Raw genomic sequence first — 19059 nt, 5'->3', positions numbered from 1 at the left:
AGAATATAATTCTGTTTACAAGTTGTGGTCAAGTCATACACAATAGTTCCGACGATTGGTGAATTTGATTAAACTATGCAAGCAGCCCAACAATTATTAGAACGTTTATATCCACAACGTAGATCATTATTAAAAAGACAGATTCTACAAGATGCTTTGTCATGCTTTCTTGAATATGGCTTAGACACCACCAGTATTGAAATGATTCGGGAAAAATCTGACAGTAGTGTGGGGGCGATTTACCATCATTTTAAGAATAAAGATGGAATCATTGCAGCATTGGTATTTGCCGCTTTAGATGATCAAGCACAATTGCGTGAGGAATATTTGCAAGAAGCAAAATCGCTTAAAGAACTGCTCTATGCGCTGATTTACAGTTATGTCGATTGGGTAGCTGACCAGCCCAAGTTTGCACAGTTTTTATTACTTGCCCATTTTAGTGTGTTACAAGGCGAATATCGACAACGCTTAAATGAAAAAAATAAACACAGGAATCAAAAAATCGTTGGGTATGTTTCAAGCTATGCCGATGCTGCATTATTAAAATCAGTGCCAGCAGAGTTGATGATGTCTTTGGTCATTGGTGCAACAGAAAGCTATTGTCGTGCTTGGCTCTCTGAAAAAGTCGTGACCAATCCTAAAGCATATCAAGAAACTTTGGCACAAGCCGCTTGGGATTCATTGCAAAATCTAGCCCAGCATCAATAAAACAAAAAAAGATCAGGAAAAAATAGATGTCAGCAATGAAAGAACAGCAAAAATATACAGGGGTTTGCTTATGCGGGGCAGTGCATTTTGAGTTTCATCTGACAAAAATTAAAATGATGTATCGTTGCTACTGCAGCCTATGTCGTAAGCAGAGTGGAGCTGCTTCCAATGCCTCAACCTTTGTTCAAGCTGAATTATTCCAATGGCAGCAAGGCGAGCAGTTGATTCAAACCTATGTCAAGGATACAGGCTTTACTAGCAGTTTCTGTACCAAATGCGGTTCACCCGTACCGAATGCTTTAGCTATCAATCAAAAGGTGATGTGGATTCCTTTAGGATTGATTCAGGAAGATTTTATCCCCGAGCTTGAACTAAATTTTTGTGTGAACTCTAAGACCAGTTGGGCCGAAACTCACCAAAAACTTAGTGAGTTTGATGAGTTGCCGAATATGCTGGATTTGGAAAATTATTTTGAAATAAACAACTAAAAGCAGAAAACGGGTGTTTCTGCTTTTAGTAAGCGACATGAGTATTGATTTAGAAATCAAACGAAGTCTGTAAATAATAAGTGCGGGAAGGGCCAGCATAGATTCCACCGACCTGATCAGCTGAACGGGTGTAATATTCTTGATCGAATAGATTTTTGATCCCTAATCCTACTTTTAATCCCGACAATGGAGTATTTGCAAAGTCATAGGCAGCACGAACACCCACAATGCCATAGCCTGGGATATTGCCATAACGTCCAGTACCATCATCCTTACCCGCCGCAATTTGGCTAGACTGGGCATATAGATTGGTATTTAATGTCCATTGATCATGTTTGTAATCAACGCCTGCATTAGCAATCCAGTTTGAATAGAAATCAAGCTCATTGCCAGTGTCTTGACCAGCGGAGGCTGTTGCTTTGGTATAGGTCGTGTTGGCATAGACAGATAGATTAGCCAAGGTATCATTGATGGCGCCAAAGTTATATTTCAAGCCTAACTCTGCACCTTTATGTTTGGTTGCACCCAGATTGGTATACGTCTGAGCCGCATCATCACGTTTGAGCTGATCTGCGAAATCAATATAAAACAAAGTGAATTCTAGTGATAAATAATCATCTAAATAATGCGTTCCGATTTCATAGTTATCTGCCTTTTCAGGATTTAAACCATCCATCGTTAGGTATGCACGATCAGAATTCGTAGTTGCCATCTGGCTATATTGAAAAGGGGCAAATGATTTGCCATAGTTGGCAAAAATGTTCCATTGATCATTGGCCTTGTACATAACGGCAAAGCTTGGAAGCAAGGAATCATAAGTCTTGCTGGCATTGACGCCATTAAAAACCGAATAATCACGATTTAACTTGTACATATTTTCGTTGGCTTTAATTCGCTCGAATCGAAGTCCTGGTGTGAGCGACCAAGCACCTAGATCGGTACGGTTATCGATATAGAATGCATGAGCCTCAGTGTCACCATCGGCTTTAGTCCAACCATAAGAACTACGAGGACCAGTCTCACTGTTATAACTTGCACGATCAACCGATTCACGGCTGGTTTCTTTTAAATAGCGATAGCCGACAGAGACTTCATTAAGTGTATTGCCAAGAGGAAATGCATGTGAATAACGAGGCTCAATGGCAGTGACTTTATAATCACGTGGTGCAGTTTGATAAACGCTAGAGCCAAGACGTTCTACACCAGCATCACGATAACTATCGAGGTGATAAGTGAGAACTTCAAAAGCATTATTGTCTTTTTTATAATTATATTTCAGTGATACGTCATTACGATTTCCTTCCATATAGTCATGGTTGCGCAAAGACTGATAGGGGTTTTGAGCATACTGAGCAGGTGTTAAGCCACCGGGCATGTCGACCTTGGCTTCGTAACGATGCAAGTTCGCTTCGATGCTTGAGTAATCATCTAAAGCGTAGCTGGCTTTCAAACGTAAATCATTGATATTTGAATAATCGTTTTGATCACGATAGCCATCGCCGTTTACACCTGAATAGAGTAAAGCCAACCCTAAACCATTGTCTAATGTGGTTCCGACAAATAGGTTTGGATTTACTTTTAAATTGCCATTTTCAGCAATTTCTGTGGTCATGCCAATGCTGGCTGCAAAACTTTCAGGAATGCGGCGCGTATTGAAATTGATAATTCCACCAACGTTTTGTGGCCCAAAACGTACTGAACCTGCACCGCGAACTACGTCAATCGATTCCATATTGCCCAATGTAGTGGGTGCTAAAGAAAGCTGAGGTTGTCCATAAGGTGCAACAGCTAACGGAACACCATCAATCATCAATTGTGAGCGTGGTGAAAATCTTGAGGTGAGACCTCGTACCCCAATACTTAAAGAGGCATCGCTACCTGAAGTACCTGAATTTTCAGAGGCTTGTACACCAGGAACGGTGCGTAGGGCTTCTTTTACCGATGTAATACCACGTGATTCTAATGCTTGCTGATCAACCACAGTACGGGCACCAGGATGATTTAAAACCTTTTGAGCATTGGCCTGTTCTAACCAGTTTCCTTCTGCCTGAATTGAAATAGTTGCGAGTGTTTGTGTTGTATTCGCTTGGTTATCATCTGCAAATGTTGTTGTGGCAACACAACTGAGTAACGTCGTGATTGCACAGCTTAGAGGTAAGCGTTTAAATTTTGAGAAATAAAGAGAATGAGAAAATGAACACATCATAAATTGATTGCCGAATGGAGTAGGATAGGGGAGTTATTTTGCGCTATTATTCTAATTGATTATAATTCTCATTTATAGCTATTGTTTAGCTAAACTAATTAAAATTTCACATAAAATATATAATTTTTATTGAGGATGTAAAACCTATATCTATTCAGTTGGCATAAAAAGGTTTGATTTCTATATAAGTGGGATGAGCAATTCTTTGTACAGGCAGGATGCAGAAAAAGCCGAACTTATCAGCTCGGCTTTTTTGATTTAGAAATCATATGAGGTTTGTAAGAAGAAAGTTCGTGGTTGTCCCACGTATTTACCGCCAGTAGAGTCTGATGAGCGCGTATAATATTGCGTATCAAACAGGTTCTTTACACCACCTGCAATTTTCAAGCCTTTAAGCTGATTGTTAAAGTCATAACCTGCTCGTACCGCAAAGGTTGAATAGCCAGGGATGTCGCCTGTGCGGCCATCTGCGGTTTCTTCGGTAATATAAACGGTACCTGAACCTGGTGCATGTTGTTTAGACTGAGCGAACATATCCGCATTGATTGACCATTGATCGACTTGATAGGCTAGCCCTAGATTGCCTATATGACGTGAATAGTAAGGTAAGTCTTTACCTTCAAACTTTCCTGCTTCAGAGGTTGCTTTGGTAAAGGTGTAGTTACCATAGATTTTTAGTCCTTCTAAAGCATCAGCGAGCTGACCAAAATCATAGCTGATTCCAGTTTCAAAGCCTTTATGACTGGTGGCACCTAAATTAGTCCAAATTCCTGTACCGATATTATCAGGACGTTCCAGCATCAATTCTTTGTCAAAATCTAAATAGAAGACGGTCAATTCAGCACTCAAACCATTGCCTAGGTACTTGGTTCCTATCTCATAGTTTTTAGATTTTTCAGGATGTAGTCCATCAAGGGTAGTAAAGGCAGTATTGATTGTTTTATTCACCATTTGAGTGGTGACTAACTGGTTATATTGTTGTGGACCAAACGAAACGCCTGCATTGGCAAAAATATTCCAGTTTTCAGTGGCTTTATAAAGTACCGATAGGCTTGGCAGGAATTCTTCTGACTTGATTTTTGGATAAACCGTATTGGTGACGACACCATCTTGATAAGCTGTGAAGTCATTATGTGTATCAATCGATTCGAAACGCACACCAGGCGTAATCACCCAATTGCCTAAACCAAAACGGTTATCGATATACACGGCATGGGCTTTGGTACCACCATCACTGGTTGTATTCGGAAGGCGATCACCTGGTACGCCAATTAGGGTGTTATATGGGAGCGTACGTCCTGAAAATTCAGAACTTTCTTCCTGTAAATATCGATAGCCGACAGTCACTTCGTTATCCATACCTGCCCAACTATAGGCACGTGAATAGCGTGGTTCAATGCCAAAATACTTATAATCACGAGGTGAATTACTGAGTGTATTTGTGCCTTTATTACCAATCGACTCTAAGTCACTGGTACGAAAAGAATCGACGTAATAGCCTAAAACCTCAAAGTTATTTTGTTCGTCTTTATGGCTATATTTCACAGAAATATCAGAACGGCGACCGGCGAAATAATTACGGCTTTGATTGGACTGATAAGGATTGTCTGCAAATTGTGCGGCTGTTAAACCTTCTGGCATTTCTCCACGACCTTCGTAATGGTGCAGATTGACTGCAATCGCATCCTGATCAGTCCATTGGTAGGCAGTTTTTAACATGACATCATCGATATCAATTTTATTGTTGGCTTCTCGATAGCCATCACCTTTACTGCCAGAGTAAAGTAAAGCTAGCCCCAAACCATTATCCAGTGTTCCACCAATAAACAAATTCGGTGTGTACTTTAATTGGTCAGTTCCTGTTGCAAACTCAGTGGTTAAGCCCACTGAACCTGAAAACTCTTGTGGAATTGCACGAGTGGTAAAATTAATGATTCCACCAACGTTTTGTGGCCCAAAGCGAACGGATCCAGCACCACGAACCACATCAACTGACTCAATATTCCCCATCGAAACAGGCGCTAAAGATAATTGGGGCTGACCATATGGGGCAAAAGAAAGTGGTACACCATCCATTAACACAGTCGAACGTGGTGATAAACGTGAAGCTAGGCCGCGAACCCCAAGATTGAGCGAAACATCGCTACCACCTGTACCATTGCTGTCCTGAACTTGTACGCCTGGAATTTGTTTTAACGCATCACGAATCGACGTGGTTGCGATTTCATCCAATCGTTTGCGGTCAATAATCGTTCGAGCACCTGCATGCTGTTGTACTTTTTCTGCATTGGCATTATCCAGCCAATTACCTTGTGCTTGAATTGAAATTGTCGCAAGCGTTTGAGTTTCATTCGCTTGTGCTTCATCGGCAAAAGCCGCATGAGATAACCCACTGAGTGAGATAGCAATCGCAAGACTGAGAGAAGAGGGCTGAAATTTTATCAATGACGCAGCAGAACAGGATGCAGATTTCATAGAGATGGCAAATGCTGTAAATTTTCCGAATATTAATCAGTTATTCGAACAAATGAAATAAGAACGATTATCACTTATAACTATGGGATGAGTTAAGTTAATTGTTTTTTTGCTAAAGATATTTTTGGCTATTTAAAAACACAAAAAACCGTGCTTGAGCACGGTTTTAGTGGGGGGATGAAATTGAGGTTATTTAAACTGAATTGAACCGTTGGCGTTAACTGTGATTTTAGATTCGCCCGCTGCCATATCCTGAGCAGGTGCCGCTTCTGCCATGGCAAATTTCGCCATACCACCACGCATCATTGGTTGTGGGAAGTAATTGCTGGTATTCAGATTCAAGCTGACCAGATTGTATTGGGCTTTACTCCAAGCTTGAGTAATCGCTTGCGCGCGTTGCTGGAAGTTTTTCGAAGCTTCAATCAACAACTCATTTTCAACTTTTTTACGCTGTTCATCAGACACGGTAAAGTTAATGGATTGTGTTTGGAAGGTTTGTTGTAACTCACTGATCAACTGGCTCGCTGCTTTAAAGTCTTTACTTTCAAGTTGGATCTCGGCACGAGCGCGCCATTCTTTCAGTTTATTACTGTCATTGTCATACACAGGGTAGGTACTTTGTGCACCTGTTTCGACTTTCACTTGTGAATATTTACGTGAAATTGCTTGCGCCTGATTCATCAATTGGTTGATCTGATTTGACAATTCAGCAGGTTGTTTGTTGCTTTTTTCGATATAAAGAACGGCACGCATTTCATCATTCGCGACTTGGCGTGAAGCATCCGCTTGGATATTGACAATATTGTAGTTCAAATTTTCTGTCTCGTGAGCAAAAAGGCTTGGGCTGAGTGCTGCCCCGATCATCATTGTTGCAAGTGCTAAAGTACGCATAAAAATTTCCTTAGAATTTAGTATCGAAAATTTATTTTTACAAGTTTGATATTAAAAAGAACTCATGGTGAACTTCTGCATATTTTGTGGTGACTTTGTAAGGGATTAGCAGTGTTTTGCAACAGAAAAATAAAACAAAAAATATTAAAAATGAATGAATTATATGGATTAATTTGACCATTTATCTAAAAACAGAAGTCCAATTAAAAAAAGCTTACTTTCTTTAGCTTGTCACATAGTATGATGATAATTCATCATACTTATTGGAACGAAACATTTTTTCAATAAGATTAGATGAACGTAAGACATAAAAAGTGTTTATTTTATTTCAAAATTAGGTATCATCTCGCTCCTAGTTGAAAGATATAAAATTTGTGTCTCACTAGATTCTAAAAAGCACCGAGTCAAACGACCGCAAGTCACCAGACTTATTTCTTTTACCCATATCAGAGATGGTAATTCGATATGAGCGTTACTTCTGTAAACCCTGCCACTAATTCTACTAACGAATACTACCTGACTCGCCAAAGTCAGATGGAATCCAATGTTCGTAGCTATCCACGTAAATTACCATTAGCGATAGCCAAAGCATTAGGTTGCTGGGTTACTGATGTTGAAGGTACTGAGTACCTCGATTGTCTAGCTGGGGCAGGAACATTGGCTTTAGGTCATAACCATCCTGCGGTAATTCAAAGTATTCAAGATACGCTTGCAAGCGGTCTCCCATTGCATACTTTAGATTTAACAACGCCTTTAAAAGATGCATTTACTGAAGCATTACTTGAGCAATTACCAGGTGGTAAGGAAGAGTATTGTCTACAGTTCTGTGGTCCATCTGGTGCAGATGGTACAGAGGCAGCAATTAAATTAGCGAAAACCTACACAGGTCGTAGCACAGTGATTAGTTTCTCTGGCGGCTACCACGGCATGACGCACGGCGCACTTGCAATGACAGGTAACCTGTCTGCGAAGAATGCGGTGAATGGCTTAATGCCTGGCGTACAGTTTATGCCATACCCGCATGAATATCGTTGCCCACTTGGTTTAGGTGGTGAAGCGGGTGTTGATGCTTTAACTTACTTCTTTGAAAATTTCATTGAAGATGTTGAAAGCGGTGTGACGAAACCTGCTGCTGTGATTCTTGAAGCAATTCAAGGTGAGGGCGGTGTCGTGACTGCACCTGTTAAATGGTTGCAAAAAATTCGTGAAGTGACTGAAAAGCACAACATCGTTTTAATTTTGGACGAAGTTCAAGCTGGTTTTGCACGTTCAGGCAAAATGTTTGCCTTTGAACATGCAGGTATCGAGCCTGATGTTGTGGTGATGTCTAAAGCGGTAGGTGGTAGTTTGCCACTTGCAGTACTCGGTATTAAACGTAAGTTTGATGCTTGGCAACCAGCAGGTCACACGGGTACTTTCCGTGGTAACCAACTTGCCATGGGTACAGGTTTAGCTTCACTTAAAGTGATCAAAGAACAAAACCTTGCTCAAAATGCGCAAGAGCGTGGTGACTTCTTACAAGCTGAGTTCAAGAAACTTGCTCAAGAATTCCCATGTATCGGTAACGTACGTGGTCGTGGTTTGATGATCGGTGTTGAGATCGTTGACGAGCGTAAACCAGCGGATCATATGGGTTCACTACCAGCTGATGCTCAATTGGCTGCTGCAATCCAAACTGCTTGTTTCAACAATAAATTATTGCTTGAAAAAGGCGGCCGTAACGGTACAGTCATCCGTTTACTTTGCCCATTAATTATCAATCACGAAGAATGCGTAGAGGCGGTTGCTCGCTTCAAGAAAGCTGTTGCTGAAGCATTAAAAGCAGTACGAGGCTAATTCATGGTTGATTTTGCAGAACATCGTAAAGCGTTACTCTGCAATGATGCTCAATCCATTGCTGACTATGAGTCAGCAATGGGCGAGGCGGTACAAGCCGTTTCAGCATGGTTGCAAAATGATAAAATGTACACGGGCGGAAGCATTAAAGATTTGCGTGCAGCAATTTCTTTTCAACCGTCTAAAGATGGTTTAGGTGTACAACAATCTTTACAACGCATGATTGAGCTTTTCCTCAATAAGAGCTTAAAAGTACATCATCCACACTCACTTGCACACTTACACTGCCCGACTATGGTGATGAGCCAAATCGCGGAAGTGCTAATCAATGCGACCAACCAATCAATGGATTCATGGGATCAAAGCCCAGCGGGTTCGTTGATGGAAGTTCAGTTGATTGATTGGCTTCGCCAAAAAGTGGGCTATGGTGCTGGTCAAGCAGGTGTGTTCACTTCTGGTGGTACGCAGTCAAACTTGATGGGTGTATTGCTTGCGCGTGACTGGTGCATTTCGAAAAACTGGAAAGACGAAAATGCTAAGCCATGGTCTGTTCAGCGTGATGGTATCCCAGCAGAAGCAATGAAAAACGTCAAAGTCATCTGTTCTGAAAATGCACACTTCTCTGTGCAAAAGAACATGGCGATGATGGGTATGGGTTTCCAGTCAGTTGTGACCGTTCCTGTGAATGAAAATGCACAGATGGATGTCGATGCACTGGAAAAAACCATGGCGCATCTTCAAGCTGAAGGTAAAATTGTAGCGTGTGTTGTTGCAACTGCGGGTACAACAGATGCGGGTGCGATTGATCCACTCAAGAAAATCCGTGAAATTACCACCAAGTATGGTTCATGGATGCACATTGATGCAGCTTGGGGTGGTGCACTGATTCTTTCAAATGACCATCGTGCAATGCTTGATGGGATTGAATTATCAGACTCAATTACGCTTGATTTCCATAAACATTATTTCCAAAGCATTAGCTGTGGCGCTTTCTTGTTGAAAGACGAAGCAAACTATCGCTTTATGCATTATGAAGCAGAATATTTGAACTCTGCTTATGACGAAGAGCATGGTGTACCTAACCTTGTGTCTAAATCATTACAAACGACACGTCGTTTTGATGCATTGAAATTATGGATGACCGTTGAAGCATTAGGCGAAGAGCTTTATGGTTCGATGATTGATCATGGTGTGAAATTAACGCGTGAAGTTGCTGATTATATTAAAGCGACTGTTGGTCTTGAATTGTTGATTGAACCTCAGTTTGCTTCAGTCTTATTCCGTGTTGTACCAGAAGGTTATCCTGCTGAATTTATCGATAGCTTGAACCAAAACGTTGCAGATGAACTATTTGCACGTGGTGAAGCGAATATTGGTGTGACCAAAGTAGGCAATGTTCAATCATTGAAAATGACCACTTTAAGCCCAGTTGCAACGCTTGAAAACGTTCAGAACTTGCTTGCATTAGTGCTTGCAGAAACTGATCGTATTAAAGATGCAATTGCTGCAGGGACTTATGTTCCAGCCATCGATTAATTGATCTTAAAGCAATAAAAAAGGCACATTATGTGCCTTTTTTATTGCTGCAAAATTTTCTTTATTCAGTTCTTGTGTTTGTTTTGCAATGTTTATGCACAAAGTATGCATTTTAAATAAGAATCAGAAATAATTACGCATAAATTGTGACGCGCAAATTTCATATTGTATTGAAAGATTCTCAAGTTTTTTGCTGGATAAATATCACTTGTCTTGTGCTTAGTAGCGGTCGATTTCCTTGATAAGAGCAAAATCAAAAATGAGAGCCATGATGACAATGAATTGAAGGAACAACACATGCAACAACTGAATATGCAAAACGAATTTAAACTGATTATTAACGGTCAATCTTGCCTCGGTGAAGCGGGCGAACTCGATATTATCAATCCAGCAACAGGTACAGTTGCAGCAAGTTGCGCCAAAGCTTCAGTTGCGCAGGTGAATCAAGCCATTGCTGCAGCGCAACAAGCATTTAAAAGCTGGCAGCGTAGTTCCCATGACGAACGTAAAAGCATACTCAATAAAATTGCTGATGGGATAGAAAAACATGCGGAAATGTTGGCTGAGTTAGTGGTACTTGAGCAAGGTAAGCCACTAGCGTTGGCACAGATGGAGGTGCAGGGTGCGATTGGCTGGACGCGGTATACTGCGAGTTTGGACTTACCCGTGGATGTCTTGGAAGATAGCGAGCAGAAACGTATTGAACGTCACTATCAACCTCTAGGTGTCGTCGCTTCGATTACACCTTGGAACTGGCCACTGATGATCGCCGTCTGGCATATCATGCCTGCTTTACGTGCAGGGAATGTGGTCATCAATAAACCATCTGAATTTACGCCTTTAGCCACTTTAAAGCTGTGTGAAATCATTCAGCAAGAAGTGCCAGCAGGTGTCATCTCGATCGTCGTAGGGGATGGCGAAATTGGAGAAGCGCTATCAACGCATTCAGATGTACAAAAGGTTGTTTTTACTGGATCAACCAAGACTGGCCAACATATTATGTCGGGTGCGGTCAAGACCTTGAAACACTTAACTTTAGAGCTTGGCGGTAACGATGCAGGTATTGTATTACCTGATTCGGATCTAGACCAGATTGCCAATCGTATTTTTAACGTTGCATTTCTAAATGGTGGACAGACATGCGCGGCTTTAAAACGCTTATATGTGCATGAAAGCCAATACGATGCTTTAGCACAAAAACTTGCTGATATTGCTAATGCACAGATCGTGGGTGATGGTATGGCTGCCGGAACGACCTTCGGGCCAGTGCAAAATCAGATGCAATACCAGAAAGTCAAAGCTTTAATTTCTGATGCTATGGCGCATGGAGCGAAAGCTTTATCTGGTGATCAAAGATTACCTACGCAGGGCTATTTTATTGCGCCGACCATTCTCACTGAACTGGATGAAACATGCCGAGTAGTGCAGGAAGAACAGTTTGGCCCAGTGTTGCCAATTCTCAAATATATCAGCATTGATGATGCGATCGCGCGTGCCAATGCGAGTGAGTTTGGATTAGGTGGTTCAATTTGGTCGAGTGATTTGAAAGCGGCACAGTTCTATGCAGCACAACTCGAATGTGGAACAGTGTGGATCAATACTCATGCAGAAATTGTCCCACATGCGCCTTTTGGTGGCTGGAAAATGTCGGGTGTCGGTGCTGAGTTTGGGATGGAAGGTTTGCTGGAAAATACCATTGGGCAAACGCTGCATATCAATAAAGTTTAAACTTTTATAATTTTAAGGCGGATTCGATATCCGCCTTTTTCTTTTTATGCATGCTGCTGTTTAAAATTGGATTTAAGTTGCAGGGTAGTAACTATGACTTTTGCTTTTACTTAAAAAATGATTCTGTTCTTTGATTTTTTTTAACACAATGTAAGATTTGATATGTCCAATAAAACCATAAGAAAGTAGCCGTTCGGTAACGAATTGGGAAAGCTGTTCCAGATTTTCCGCGACAACTTTTAAAATAAAGTCTGCATCGCCACTAATTGAAAAGGCATCTTGAATATTGTCTTCAGCTTCAATGAGGTCCTGAAATGCTTGCTGTGACTTGGCTTCATGAATACGCAAATTAATATGGATCATTGCTGTTACCTCCAAACCTAAGGCTTGTTGGTGAATGCGGGCTGCATAACCCAAGATCACGCCTTTTTGCTCCAGTAGTTGCCGTCGTCTAGAACACTGGGAAGCAGATAAACCGATTAAATCTCCCACTTCCTGATTGGTGAGCCGTCCATTCTTTTGTAATGCCTGAATGATTTGCCAGTCGAACTTATCCATTGCATAAAATCCTTTTATGATACACAAATATTGTATTTTTATTAAAATCCGTTTTTATTATGCACGAAATTTAACAGGTAGATGAAATATTATTTTTCTATGGAATAAAAAATTGACTTGAAAGGATGTAGAGCAATGTTCATAGAAATTGGTGATTTTTTAAATCTTCGTCTTCAACAAATGGGTATCCAACATCTGTTTGGTGTACCTGGTGATTTTAACCTTTCTTATCTCGAACAAGTTGAAGCAGATGCGCAACTTGAATTTATCGGTAATTGTAATGAATTAAATGCTGCTTATGCGGCAGATGGTTATGCGCGGATCAATGGGTTTGCCGCACTCACCACCACTTATGGTGTGGGTGATTTAAGTGCCATCAATGGCATTGCGGGTGCGTATGCAGAGAATGTGCCTGTGGTGCATATTTCGGGTATTCCACCTTTGCATGTGGTGCAGAAAGGAACTTTAGTACATCACACACTGGTGGATGGCAACTACGACAATATCATGAACTGCATGAAAGAGTTCACGGTCGCGCAAACACGTTTAACCCCCGCCAACGCAGCCTTTGAAATTGACCGTGTATTACGCCAGTGTTTTCTGGATCGTCGTCCAGTTCATATCCAGCTACCTTCAGATATTACCCACGTTAAAATTGAAGTGTCAGATCGTGCATTAGATTTGTCCTATCCAGCGGTGGAGCCCGAGCTATTAAACAGCGCTGTCGCGAAACTGTGTGAGGTAATTGGTTCTGCTAAAAATCCGGCATTGTTAATTGATAATGAAGCATCCGTCTTTGGGGTAACTTCACTACTGAGTGATTTATCACAAAAATGTTCGATTCCCTTTGCCAGCATGCTTACGGCAAAAAATATTATGGATGAAGGTTCACCTCGTTATGTGGGAACGTATGTCGGTGGAGCGAGTCAGCCGCAGGTTCGCAATACCATTGAACAGTCCGACTGTTTGATTGGTGTTGGTGTACGTTTTAGTGATGTGGGAACAGGCGTGTTTACCCATCAAATTGCTACTGAAAACTATATCGAAATTAAGCCCTATGCATTGACGATTTTTGGACAGGATTTTCCAGGCATTGAAATTGGACAACTTCTGGTAGAACTGAATAAGAAGGTTGCAGCGCGTAAACTATCCAAACCGATTTTGGAGAAACAGCCTTTAAAAACTGTGGAAGTTTCGGAACAGCAAACATTAAGTCAGGACATTTTATGGAATGCAATTGCAGGTTTTCTAAAAGAAGATGATGTCATTATCGGAGAGGTAGGAACCTCGAATTCTGCTTTGGCAGGTATACAGTTGCCTGCAACTGCGAAATATATTGCCCAACCACTATGGGGTTCGATTGGTTATACCTTGCCTGCTTTACTCGGCAGTTTGCTGGCGGCACCTGAACGCCGCCAAATCCTATTTATTGGGGATGGTTCGTTTCAGCTCACCGTACAAGAACTCTCAACCATTATCCGTCATGATCTCAAGCCGATTATCTTCTTATTGAACAATGGCGGCTATACCATTGAACGTTTGATCATGGGGGAGAATGCTGCGTATAACGATGTCCAGAATTGGAAATATGCCGAAATTCCAAATGTCTTTAATGGCATGAAAGCCTATAAAAGTTGTGTGGTAGAAACCGCTGGTCAACTTAAACAAACATTAGAAAATATTGATCAATTTGATGGTCTGACCTTTATCGAATTAAAACTGCCCGCTATGGATGCGCCCTTGAGCCTGAAAAAGTTTGCTTCGGTGATTGCCCGTTTTGATTATGGCGATCGAGGTTATGAAATCTTAAAACAACGTTCCCAAGCATTACCGTGTAAAAAAGCAATTTCCTTCTAATCAGAAGAAAATTTGGAAAATCTTCAAATTTATAAATTGATAAGAGAGCGAATCAGATTCGGAGCTTCATGGTGAGCTTCGAATCATGCGCTGTATAAAAGGTGTACAGGATGTGACACACACATTGGAGATAAAGTGATGGATGTAAACAATAAACATGAGTTAAAACAAGGATTGTCCAATCGGCATATTCAGTTAATTGCGCTAGGTGGCGCGATTGGTACAGGATTATTTCTTGGTCTTTCACAAACCATCAAACTGGCAGGGCCTTCTATATTATTGGGTTATGCAATTGCAGGTGTGATTGCTTTTTTAATCATGCGTCATTTAGGTGAGATGGTAGTCGAAGAACCAGTCAGTGGTTCATTTAGTTATTTTGCCAATAAGTACTGGGGCCGAATGGCAGGCTTTATGTCAGGTTGGAATTATTGGGTGCTGTATGTGCTGGTTAGTATGGCAGAACTCAGTGCAATTGGGACCTTTATCCAGTTTTGGTGGCCTGAAATTCCCACATGGCTGACTGCACTGGTTTTCTTCGTGTTGATCAATGCAATTAATCTGGTCAATGTCCGCTTCTTTGGTGAGTCAGAATTTCTGTTCTCCTGCATCAAGATTGTTGCGATTTTAAGCATGATTGGTTTTGGTGCTTATCTTTTACTTTCTGGTTCTGCTGGACCGCAAGCAGGCATTGCCAATTTATGGCAACACGGTGGCTTTTTCCCACATGGTGCGCATGGTTTTGTCATGGCACTTGCGGTGATTATGTTTGCGTTTGGCGGACTTGAGCTGATCGGGATCGCTGCAGCAGAAACTAAGAAACCTGAAACCACTATTCCAAAAGCAGTCAATCAGATCGTGTATCGTATTTTGATTTTCTACATTGGTGCAATTGGGATTTTATTGTGTCTTTATCCGTGGAATATGGTGGCGGAAGGAGGAAGTCCTTTTGTCTTAATCTTCCAGTCGTTAAACAGTAATGGTGTGGCGAATATATTGAACTTTGTGGTTTTGATCGCGGCGGTTTCGGTTTATAACAGCTGTATTTACTGTAATAGCCGGATGCTGCATGGCTTGGCAGAACAGGGCAATGCACCTGCGATATTGAAAAAAGTCAATGCGCGTGGTATTCCTGTACCTGCTGCCATTGTCTCTGCATCGGTGACGGCAATTTGTGTGGTGGTCAACTATTTAATTCCTGGTGAAGCTTTTCAGCTGTTTATGATGCTGGTGGTTGCTGCTTTGGTCATTAACTGGTTGATGATTTCGGTCACACATTTGAAATTTAATAAAGCAATGCGCCTGAAGCAACATCAGACCAAGTTTAAAAGTCTCTGGAGCCCATGGAGTAATTATTTAACCATTAGCTTTGTCTGCTTTATCCTGATTATTATGGCGATGACACCTGATATGCGTTTAGCGGTGATTCTTGGGCCGATTTGGTTGGGTGTTTTAGCACTGATGTACGTACTAAAATATAAAAAGAAGAACGTTATCTCTACAGCCGCGCAGCCAAATATTTAAGTTGAAATTTGCCTATGCAGCGTAAGAAAAAGAGTCCAAGGTTTGGACTCTTTTTCTTTATGCAAACTACATATTGCTAGGTTGTATCGGGACATTCATTGAAAATGTCATTTTTAGTCAAAAAACTAGACCTATTTCAATAAAATTATCTGGATAAATCTATGTATTTTATAAAAGGAAAAATATGAACAAGGACGCGTTCTAGGCAACTCGAACTCATCCCAAAACTGAGAAAAACAATATGTTCAATCAATGGCCTGCTTTCATGGGCTTTATAAAGCAAATGCATAAGGCAATCGATCATCCTACGATACGCTCCAAGCGGTCTTTTTTACAAGAATTCGCTTGGCAACCTCAACATCGGGCCCAACAAAAAGGTTGGAGTCGTTACGGAATCATTATTCCAGATTTACCTGATCCACATCAATTTTTTAGCTTTCTTTCTATTGTTAGTTCAGCCGAGTCTGAGGCGGTTGAGCCTGATCCATTGTTGCAAACCCATCTCGGCAAGAATGCCATGATTGTGACAGGGACTGCGGCAAAAATGGCACGGCATTCTCAAAGTCATTTAATCCCGCAAAATTATCAGTCTGCTGAAGCTAATCCATTTTTACAGTTTGGCAAAGATGTCAGCATTGCAGGGCAGTATCCATATTACCGTGTTGTGATTCGTCAAGCTGAATTCAAACTGGATATCCAACTTAAAAACACCGATAAGGTGTCTTGGTTTATACAAATGCCGATGTATGACCACTTTAGCTTGTTATCATATTATGAAGGGTATTTTCGCTATCAAGGTGGTATCCAAAAAATTTCAGGATTATGTACCTTTGAATATGCTTTCTGTAAGAGTTTGAATGATTCATCATCTATTGCGGAGAGAAAAATTCCGCTCGATTTTAGTACCTATCATATTGTTTCACTTGATGAACAGACGCAGCTTTTATTGAATGAAACACACTTTAATGGCGAAAAAATGGTGAATAAAGCCTTTCTTCGAAATATAGAAGGGGGGAATCAAGCTTTGGACGCTGAATTTGAAATTTTAAGTTATCAGTCTCGGTTAGCGATTGCAGAAGATGGTCGACCGCTTAAACTGCCATTTAAATTCCGTTGGTTAGTCAAAAATAAACGTGGCGATACTGAGATTATTATTCGTGGAGAAGTGGATACCACCATGTTATATGGGATGAGTAATGGGTATGTCGGTGGTTATGGTTATGAAGGCTTTTATAAAGGACGTGAGATCGAGGGGCGAGGATACATGGAATATATTGACCGTCGAGAGGGTTAATAATTTACTGACAGCATGGAGTTATGGTTTTTAAATGAATCAAGAGCAATGCATTGTGGTTTATCTTATTGATTGCTCTGCTTTATTGATTAGTTAGAAGGGCGGAAACTTATCCTGTACCAGATTAAGTTGTAGATTATGTTCTAAATAGGCTTTTAAACTATCCAGTACTGTTGTGAAACCGCCCGTACTATCAATAATAAAAGCAATCAGTTCATCGCCGTGTAAAGCAATATTGTAGTTTTGAATCTTCAGATAAGTTTGATCATCTGTTAATGGTTCAAAGATAAAGTCGACGGTACTGCTGGGCTCACCCCACTGAATTTGAATCAGTTCATTGGCAATGATTTTTATGACCGTCACTTTGCTTGAAACTTGGTATTTTTCCCATGTCCATTCAACGGTTGTACCCTGCTCAAGTTTCCCTGTGGAGGAGCTAAACCAGAACTTGGAGGTGATTTCAGGATGGATAAAAGCATCGAACACCTGTTGAACAGGTTTACGAATCATCATCTGTGTTTCAATTGTGACAGGATTGAGCATGCTATCTGTCCTTTTCTGATAGGGAATTGTCATAAAACATATATAAACTCTCAGAGATGACCAAGATGCTTTTTGTTAAGTCAAAGTTCTTGTGATTATTAAAAAATTATAGAATTCAATGCTTCGTTGCTAATTTTTTTCTTGTTCATCTATAATTATTTTATAAAAATACAGCGAAAAATAAGGTTTTATGACCAAGAATTTTCTAAAAATTAGTCTTGGAAAATGACCATCACAAAAGCGTCATAAAGTTGTCACTTAATTGTCATATTATCTGCTCAAAATGCAGTTAACCAAAGTACAACACTTAACTTGAAAAGAGTTGTAAATCAAATTGCATAAATGAGAGAAAACAGAATGCGCTTAAATCCACGTCACATCGCAATTGCATTAGCTGTATCTGGGGCAACTGTAGCAACGACTGCGAATGCAGCTCGTGATACGATTCAAATTGCTGGTTCATCTACTGTATTACCATTTGCAAGTATTGTTGCTGAAGAGTTTGGCAACACATTCCCACAGTTCAAAGCACCAGTTGTTGGTTCAGGTGGTACGGGTGGTGGTTTGAAGCAGTTCTGTCAAGGTGTGGGTGATAACACTATCGACATCGCGAATGCTTCTCGTCAAATTAAAGACACAGAATTAGATGCATGTAAAAAGTCTGGCGTAAACCAAGTACAAGAAATCAAAGTGGGTTATGACGGTATCGTATTCGCATCAAATGTAAAAAAAGCGGCTTATAAATTAAAACCAGTTCATGTATTCACAGCACTATCTGCACAATTGCCTTCAAACGGTAAATTAGTTCCAAACCCATATACCACTTGGAACCAAATTGATAAATCATTACCAAATGAACCAATTACACTGGTCATTCCTGCATCTAACCACGGTACACGTGAAGTGTTCCAAGAGAAAATGATTGATGCGGGTTGTGAAGCATTTGATTACTACAAAGCTTTAAGCAAAGATGATCAAAAGAAAGCATGTTCAACTTTCCGTAAAGATGGTCGTGTAATTGAAATCGCGGGTGACTATACTGAAACTCTAGCTCGTTTGAAGACTTCTCCAAACGCAGTTGGCGTATTTGGCTTAGGTTTCTATGACTCAAACCGCGATAAATTACGTGTAGCGACTGTAAATGGTGTGACACCATCAGAGAAAACAGTATTAGATGGTAGCTACCTTGTTTCTCGTCCATTGTTCTTCTATGTGAAGGGCGAGCACTTGAAATCAATCAAAGGCTTACCACAGTACACAGAATTCTTCTTAAACAAGAAAATTTCTGGTAAAGGTTCTAAATTAGAAAAAGCTGGTTTAATTCCTTTAAGCGACAAAGAGCGCGCAAAAATCCTAGCTGATTTCAAAGCTGGTAAATCAGTTAAGTAATATTGTTAAAAGGGAGGCTGGTGAGACGT

General features: G+C 40.7%; 14 protein-coding genes. 9 read left to right on the top strand and 5 right to left on the bottom strand.

What is annotated here, in order from left to right; all coding sequences use genetic code 11:
• The first annotated feature begins 75 nt into the window (after positions 1 to 75).
• Both F887_RS04825 and F887_RS04830 read left to right on the top strand, forming a co-directional pair.
• Positions 76 to 708, top strand: coding sequence for a TetR/AcrR family transcriptional regulator (locus tag F887_RS04825; protein ID WP_005295982.1), 633 nt, complete (start codon positions 76 to 78; stop codon positions 706 to 708).
• A 26-nt stretch (positions 709 to 734) separates the two neighbouring features.
• Entirely contained in the window at positions 735 to 1196 is a 462-nt protein-coding gene (locus F887_RS04830; protein ID WP_005295980.1) for a GFA family protein, read from the top strand.
• A 49-nt stretch (positions 1197 to 1245) separates the two neighbouring features.
• Here F887_RS04830 and F887_RS04835 read toward each other — a convergent pair whose 3' ends face one another.
• The 3 genes from F887_RS04835 to F887_RS04845 all read right to left on the bottom strand — a co-directional run bounded on the left by F887_RS04835 (position 1246) and on the right by F887_RS04845 (position 6768).
• Positions 1246 to 3402, bottom strand: a complete 2157-nt coding sequence (locus F887_RS04835; protein ID WP_005295977.1) for a TonB-dependent receptor family protein — start codon at positions 3400 to 3402, stop codon at positions 1246 to 1248.
• A gap of 258 nt (positions 3403 to 3660) precedes the next feature.
• Complete coding sequence (locus F887_RS04840; RefSeq protein ID WP_005295976.1) at positions 3661 to 5877, bottom strand: TonB-dependent receptor family protein; 2217 nt, start codon at positions 5875 to 5877, stop codon at positions 3661 to 3663.
• A gap of 189 nt (positions 5878 to 6066) precedes the next feature.
• The gene (locus tag F887_RS04845; protein ID WP_005295973.1) at positions 6067 to 6768 is read right to left on the bottom strand and encodes an SIMPL domain-containing protein; all 702 of its coding nucleotides are present in this window, start codon (positions 6766 to 6768) and stop codon (positions 6067 to 6069) included.
• Between the two features lie 465 nt (positions 6769 to 7233).
• On the opposite strand from F887_RS04845, the gene F887_RS04850 reads away from it, so the two are divergent.
• From F887_RS04850 to F887_RS04860, 3 genes are all read left to right on the top strand, one after another.
• Positions 7234 to 8604 carry a diaminobutyrate--2-oxoglutarate transaminase gene (locus F887_RS04850; RefSeq protein WP_005208276.1) on the top strand — a complete coding sequence of 457 codons (1371 nt, stop codon included), beginning with the start codon at positions 7234 to 7236 and terminating at the stop codon, positions 8602 to 8604.
• 3 nt (positions 8605 to 8607) lie between these two features.
• Positions 8608 to 10140, top strand: coding sequence for a pyridoxal phosphate-dependent decarboxylase family protein (locus F887_RS04855; RefSeq protein WP_005295970.1), 1533 nt, complete (start codon positions 8608 to 8610; stop codon positions 10138 to 10140).
• Positions 10141 to 10437: 297 nt separating this feature from the next.
• Complete coding sequence (locus F887_RS04860) at positions 10438 to 11868, top strand: aldehyde dehydrogenase family protein (RefSeq protein ID WP_005295968.1); 1431 nt, start codon at positions 10438 to 10440, stop codon at positions 11866 to 11868.
• Between the two features lie 72 nt (positions 11869 to 11940).
• On the opposite strand, the gene F887_RS04865 is transcribed toward F887_RS04860, so the two are convergent.
• Positions 11941 to 12426, bottom strand: a complete 486-nt coding sequence (locus tag F887_RS04865) for an Lrp/AsnC family transcriptional regulator (RefSeq protein WP_005295966.1) — start codon at positions 12424 to 12426, stop codon at positions 11941 to 11943.
• 135 nt (positions 12427 to 12561) lie between these two features.
• On the opposite strand from F887_RS04865, the gene F887_RS04870 reads away from it, so the two are divergent.
• The 3 genes from F887_RS04870 to F887_RS04880 all read left to right on the top strand — a co-directional run bounded on the left by F887_RS04870 (position 12562) and on the right by F887_RS04880 (position 17098).
• Positions 12562 to 14283 (top strand): alpha-keto acid decarboxylase family protein, encoded by a 1722-nt coding sequence (locus F887_RS04870; RefSeq protein ID WP_005295964.1) that lies wholly within the window; start codon positions 12562 to 12564, stop codon positions 14281 to 14283.
• Between the two features lie 138 nt (positions 14284 to 14421).
• Positions 14422 to 15804, top strand: coding sequence for an amino acid permease (locus tag F887_RS04875; protein ID WP_005295962.1), 1383 nt, complete (start codon positions 14422 to 14424; stop codon positions 15802 to 15804).
• A 241-nt stretch (positions 15805 to 16045) separates the two neighbouring features.
• Positions 16046 to 17098, top strand: a complete 1053-nt coding sequence (locus F887_RS04880) for a DUF6670 family protein (RefSeq protein WP_005295959.1) — start codon at positions 16046 to 16048, stop codon at positions 17096 to 17098.
• A 93-nt stretch (positions 17099 to 17191) separates the two neighbouring features.
• Here the strand turns inward: F887_RS04880 and F887_RS04885 are convergent, their stop codons facing one another.
• Positions 17192 to 17641: an SRPBCC family protein gene (locus F887_RS04885; protein WP_005295957.1), complete on the bottom strand. Its 450-nt coding sequence runs from the start codon at positions 17639 to 17641 to the stop codon at positions 17192 to 17194.
• 357 nt (positions 17642 to 17998) lie between these two features.
• Here F887_RS04885 and F887_RS04890 point away from each other — a divergent pair, with 357 nt between their 5' ends.
• Entirely contained in the window at positions 17999 to 19030 is a 1032-nt protein-coding gene (locus tag F887_RS04890) for a substrate-binding domain-containing protein (RefSeq protein WP_005295954.1), read from the top strand.
• The last annotated feature ends 29 nt before the right edge of the window (positions 19031 to 19059 follow it).

Source organism: Acinetobacter sp. NIPH 2100, assembly GCF_000369805.1.
In the GTDB taxonomy this organism is placed as follows: Bacteria; Pseudomonadota; Gammaproteobacteria; order Pseudomonadales; family Moraxellaceae; genus Acinetobacter.
The sequence above is the reverse complement of the archived record's forward strand: the minus strand, read 5'-3'. Positions and strand labels throughout refer to the sequence as shown.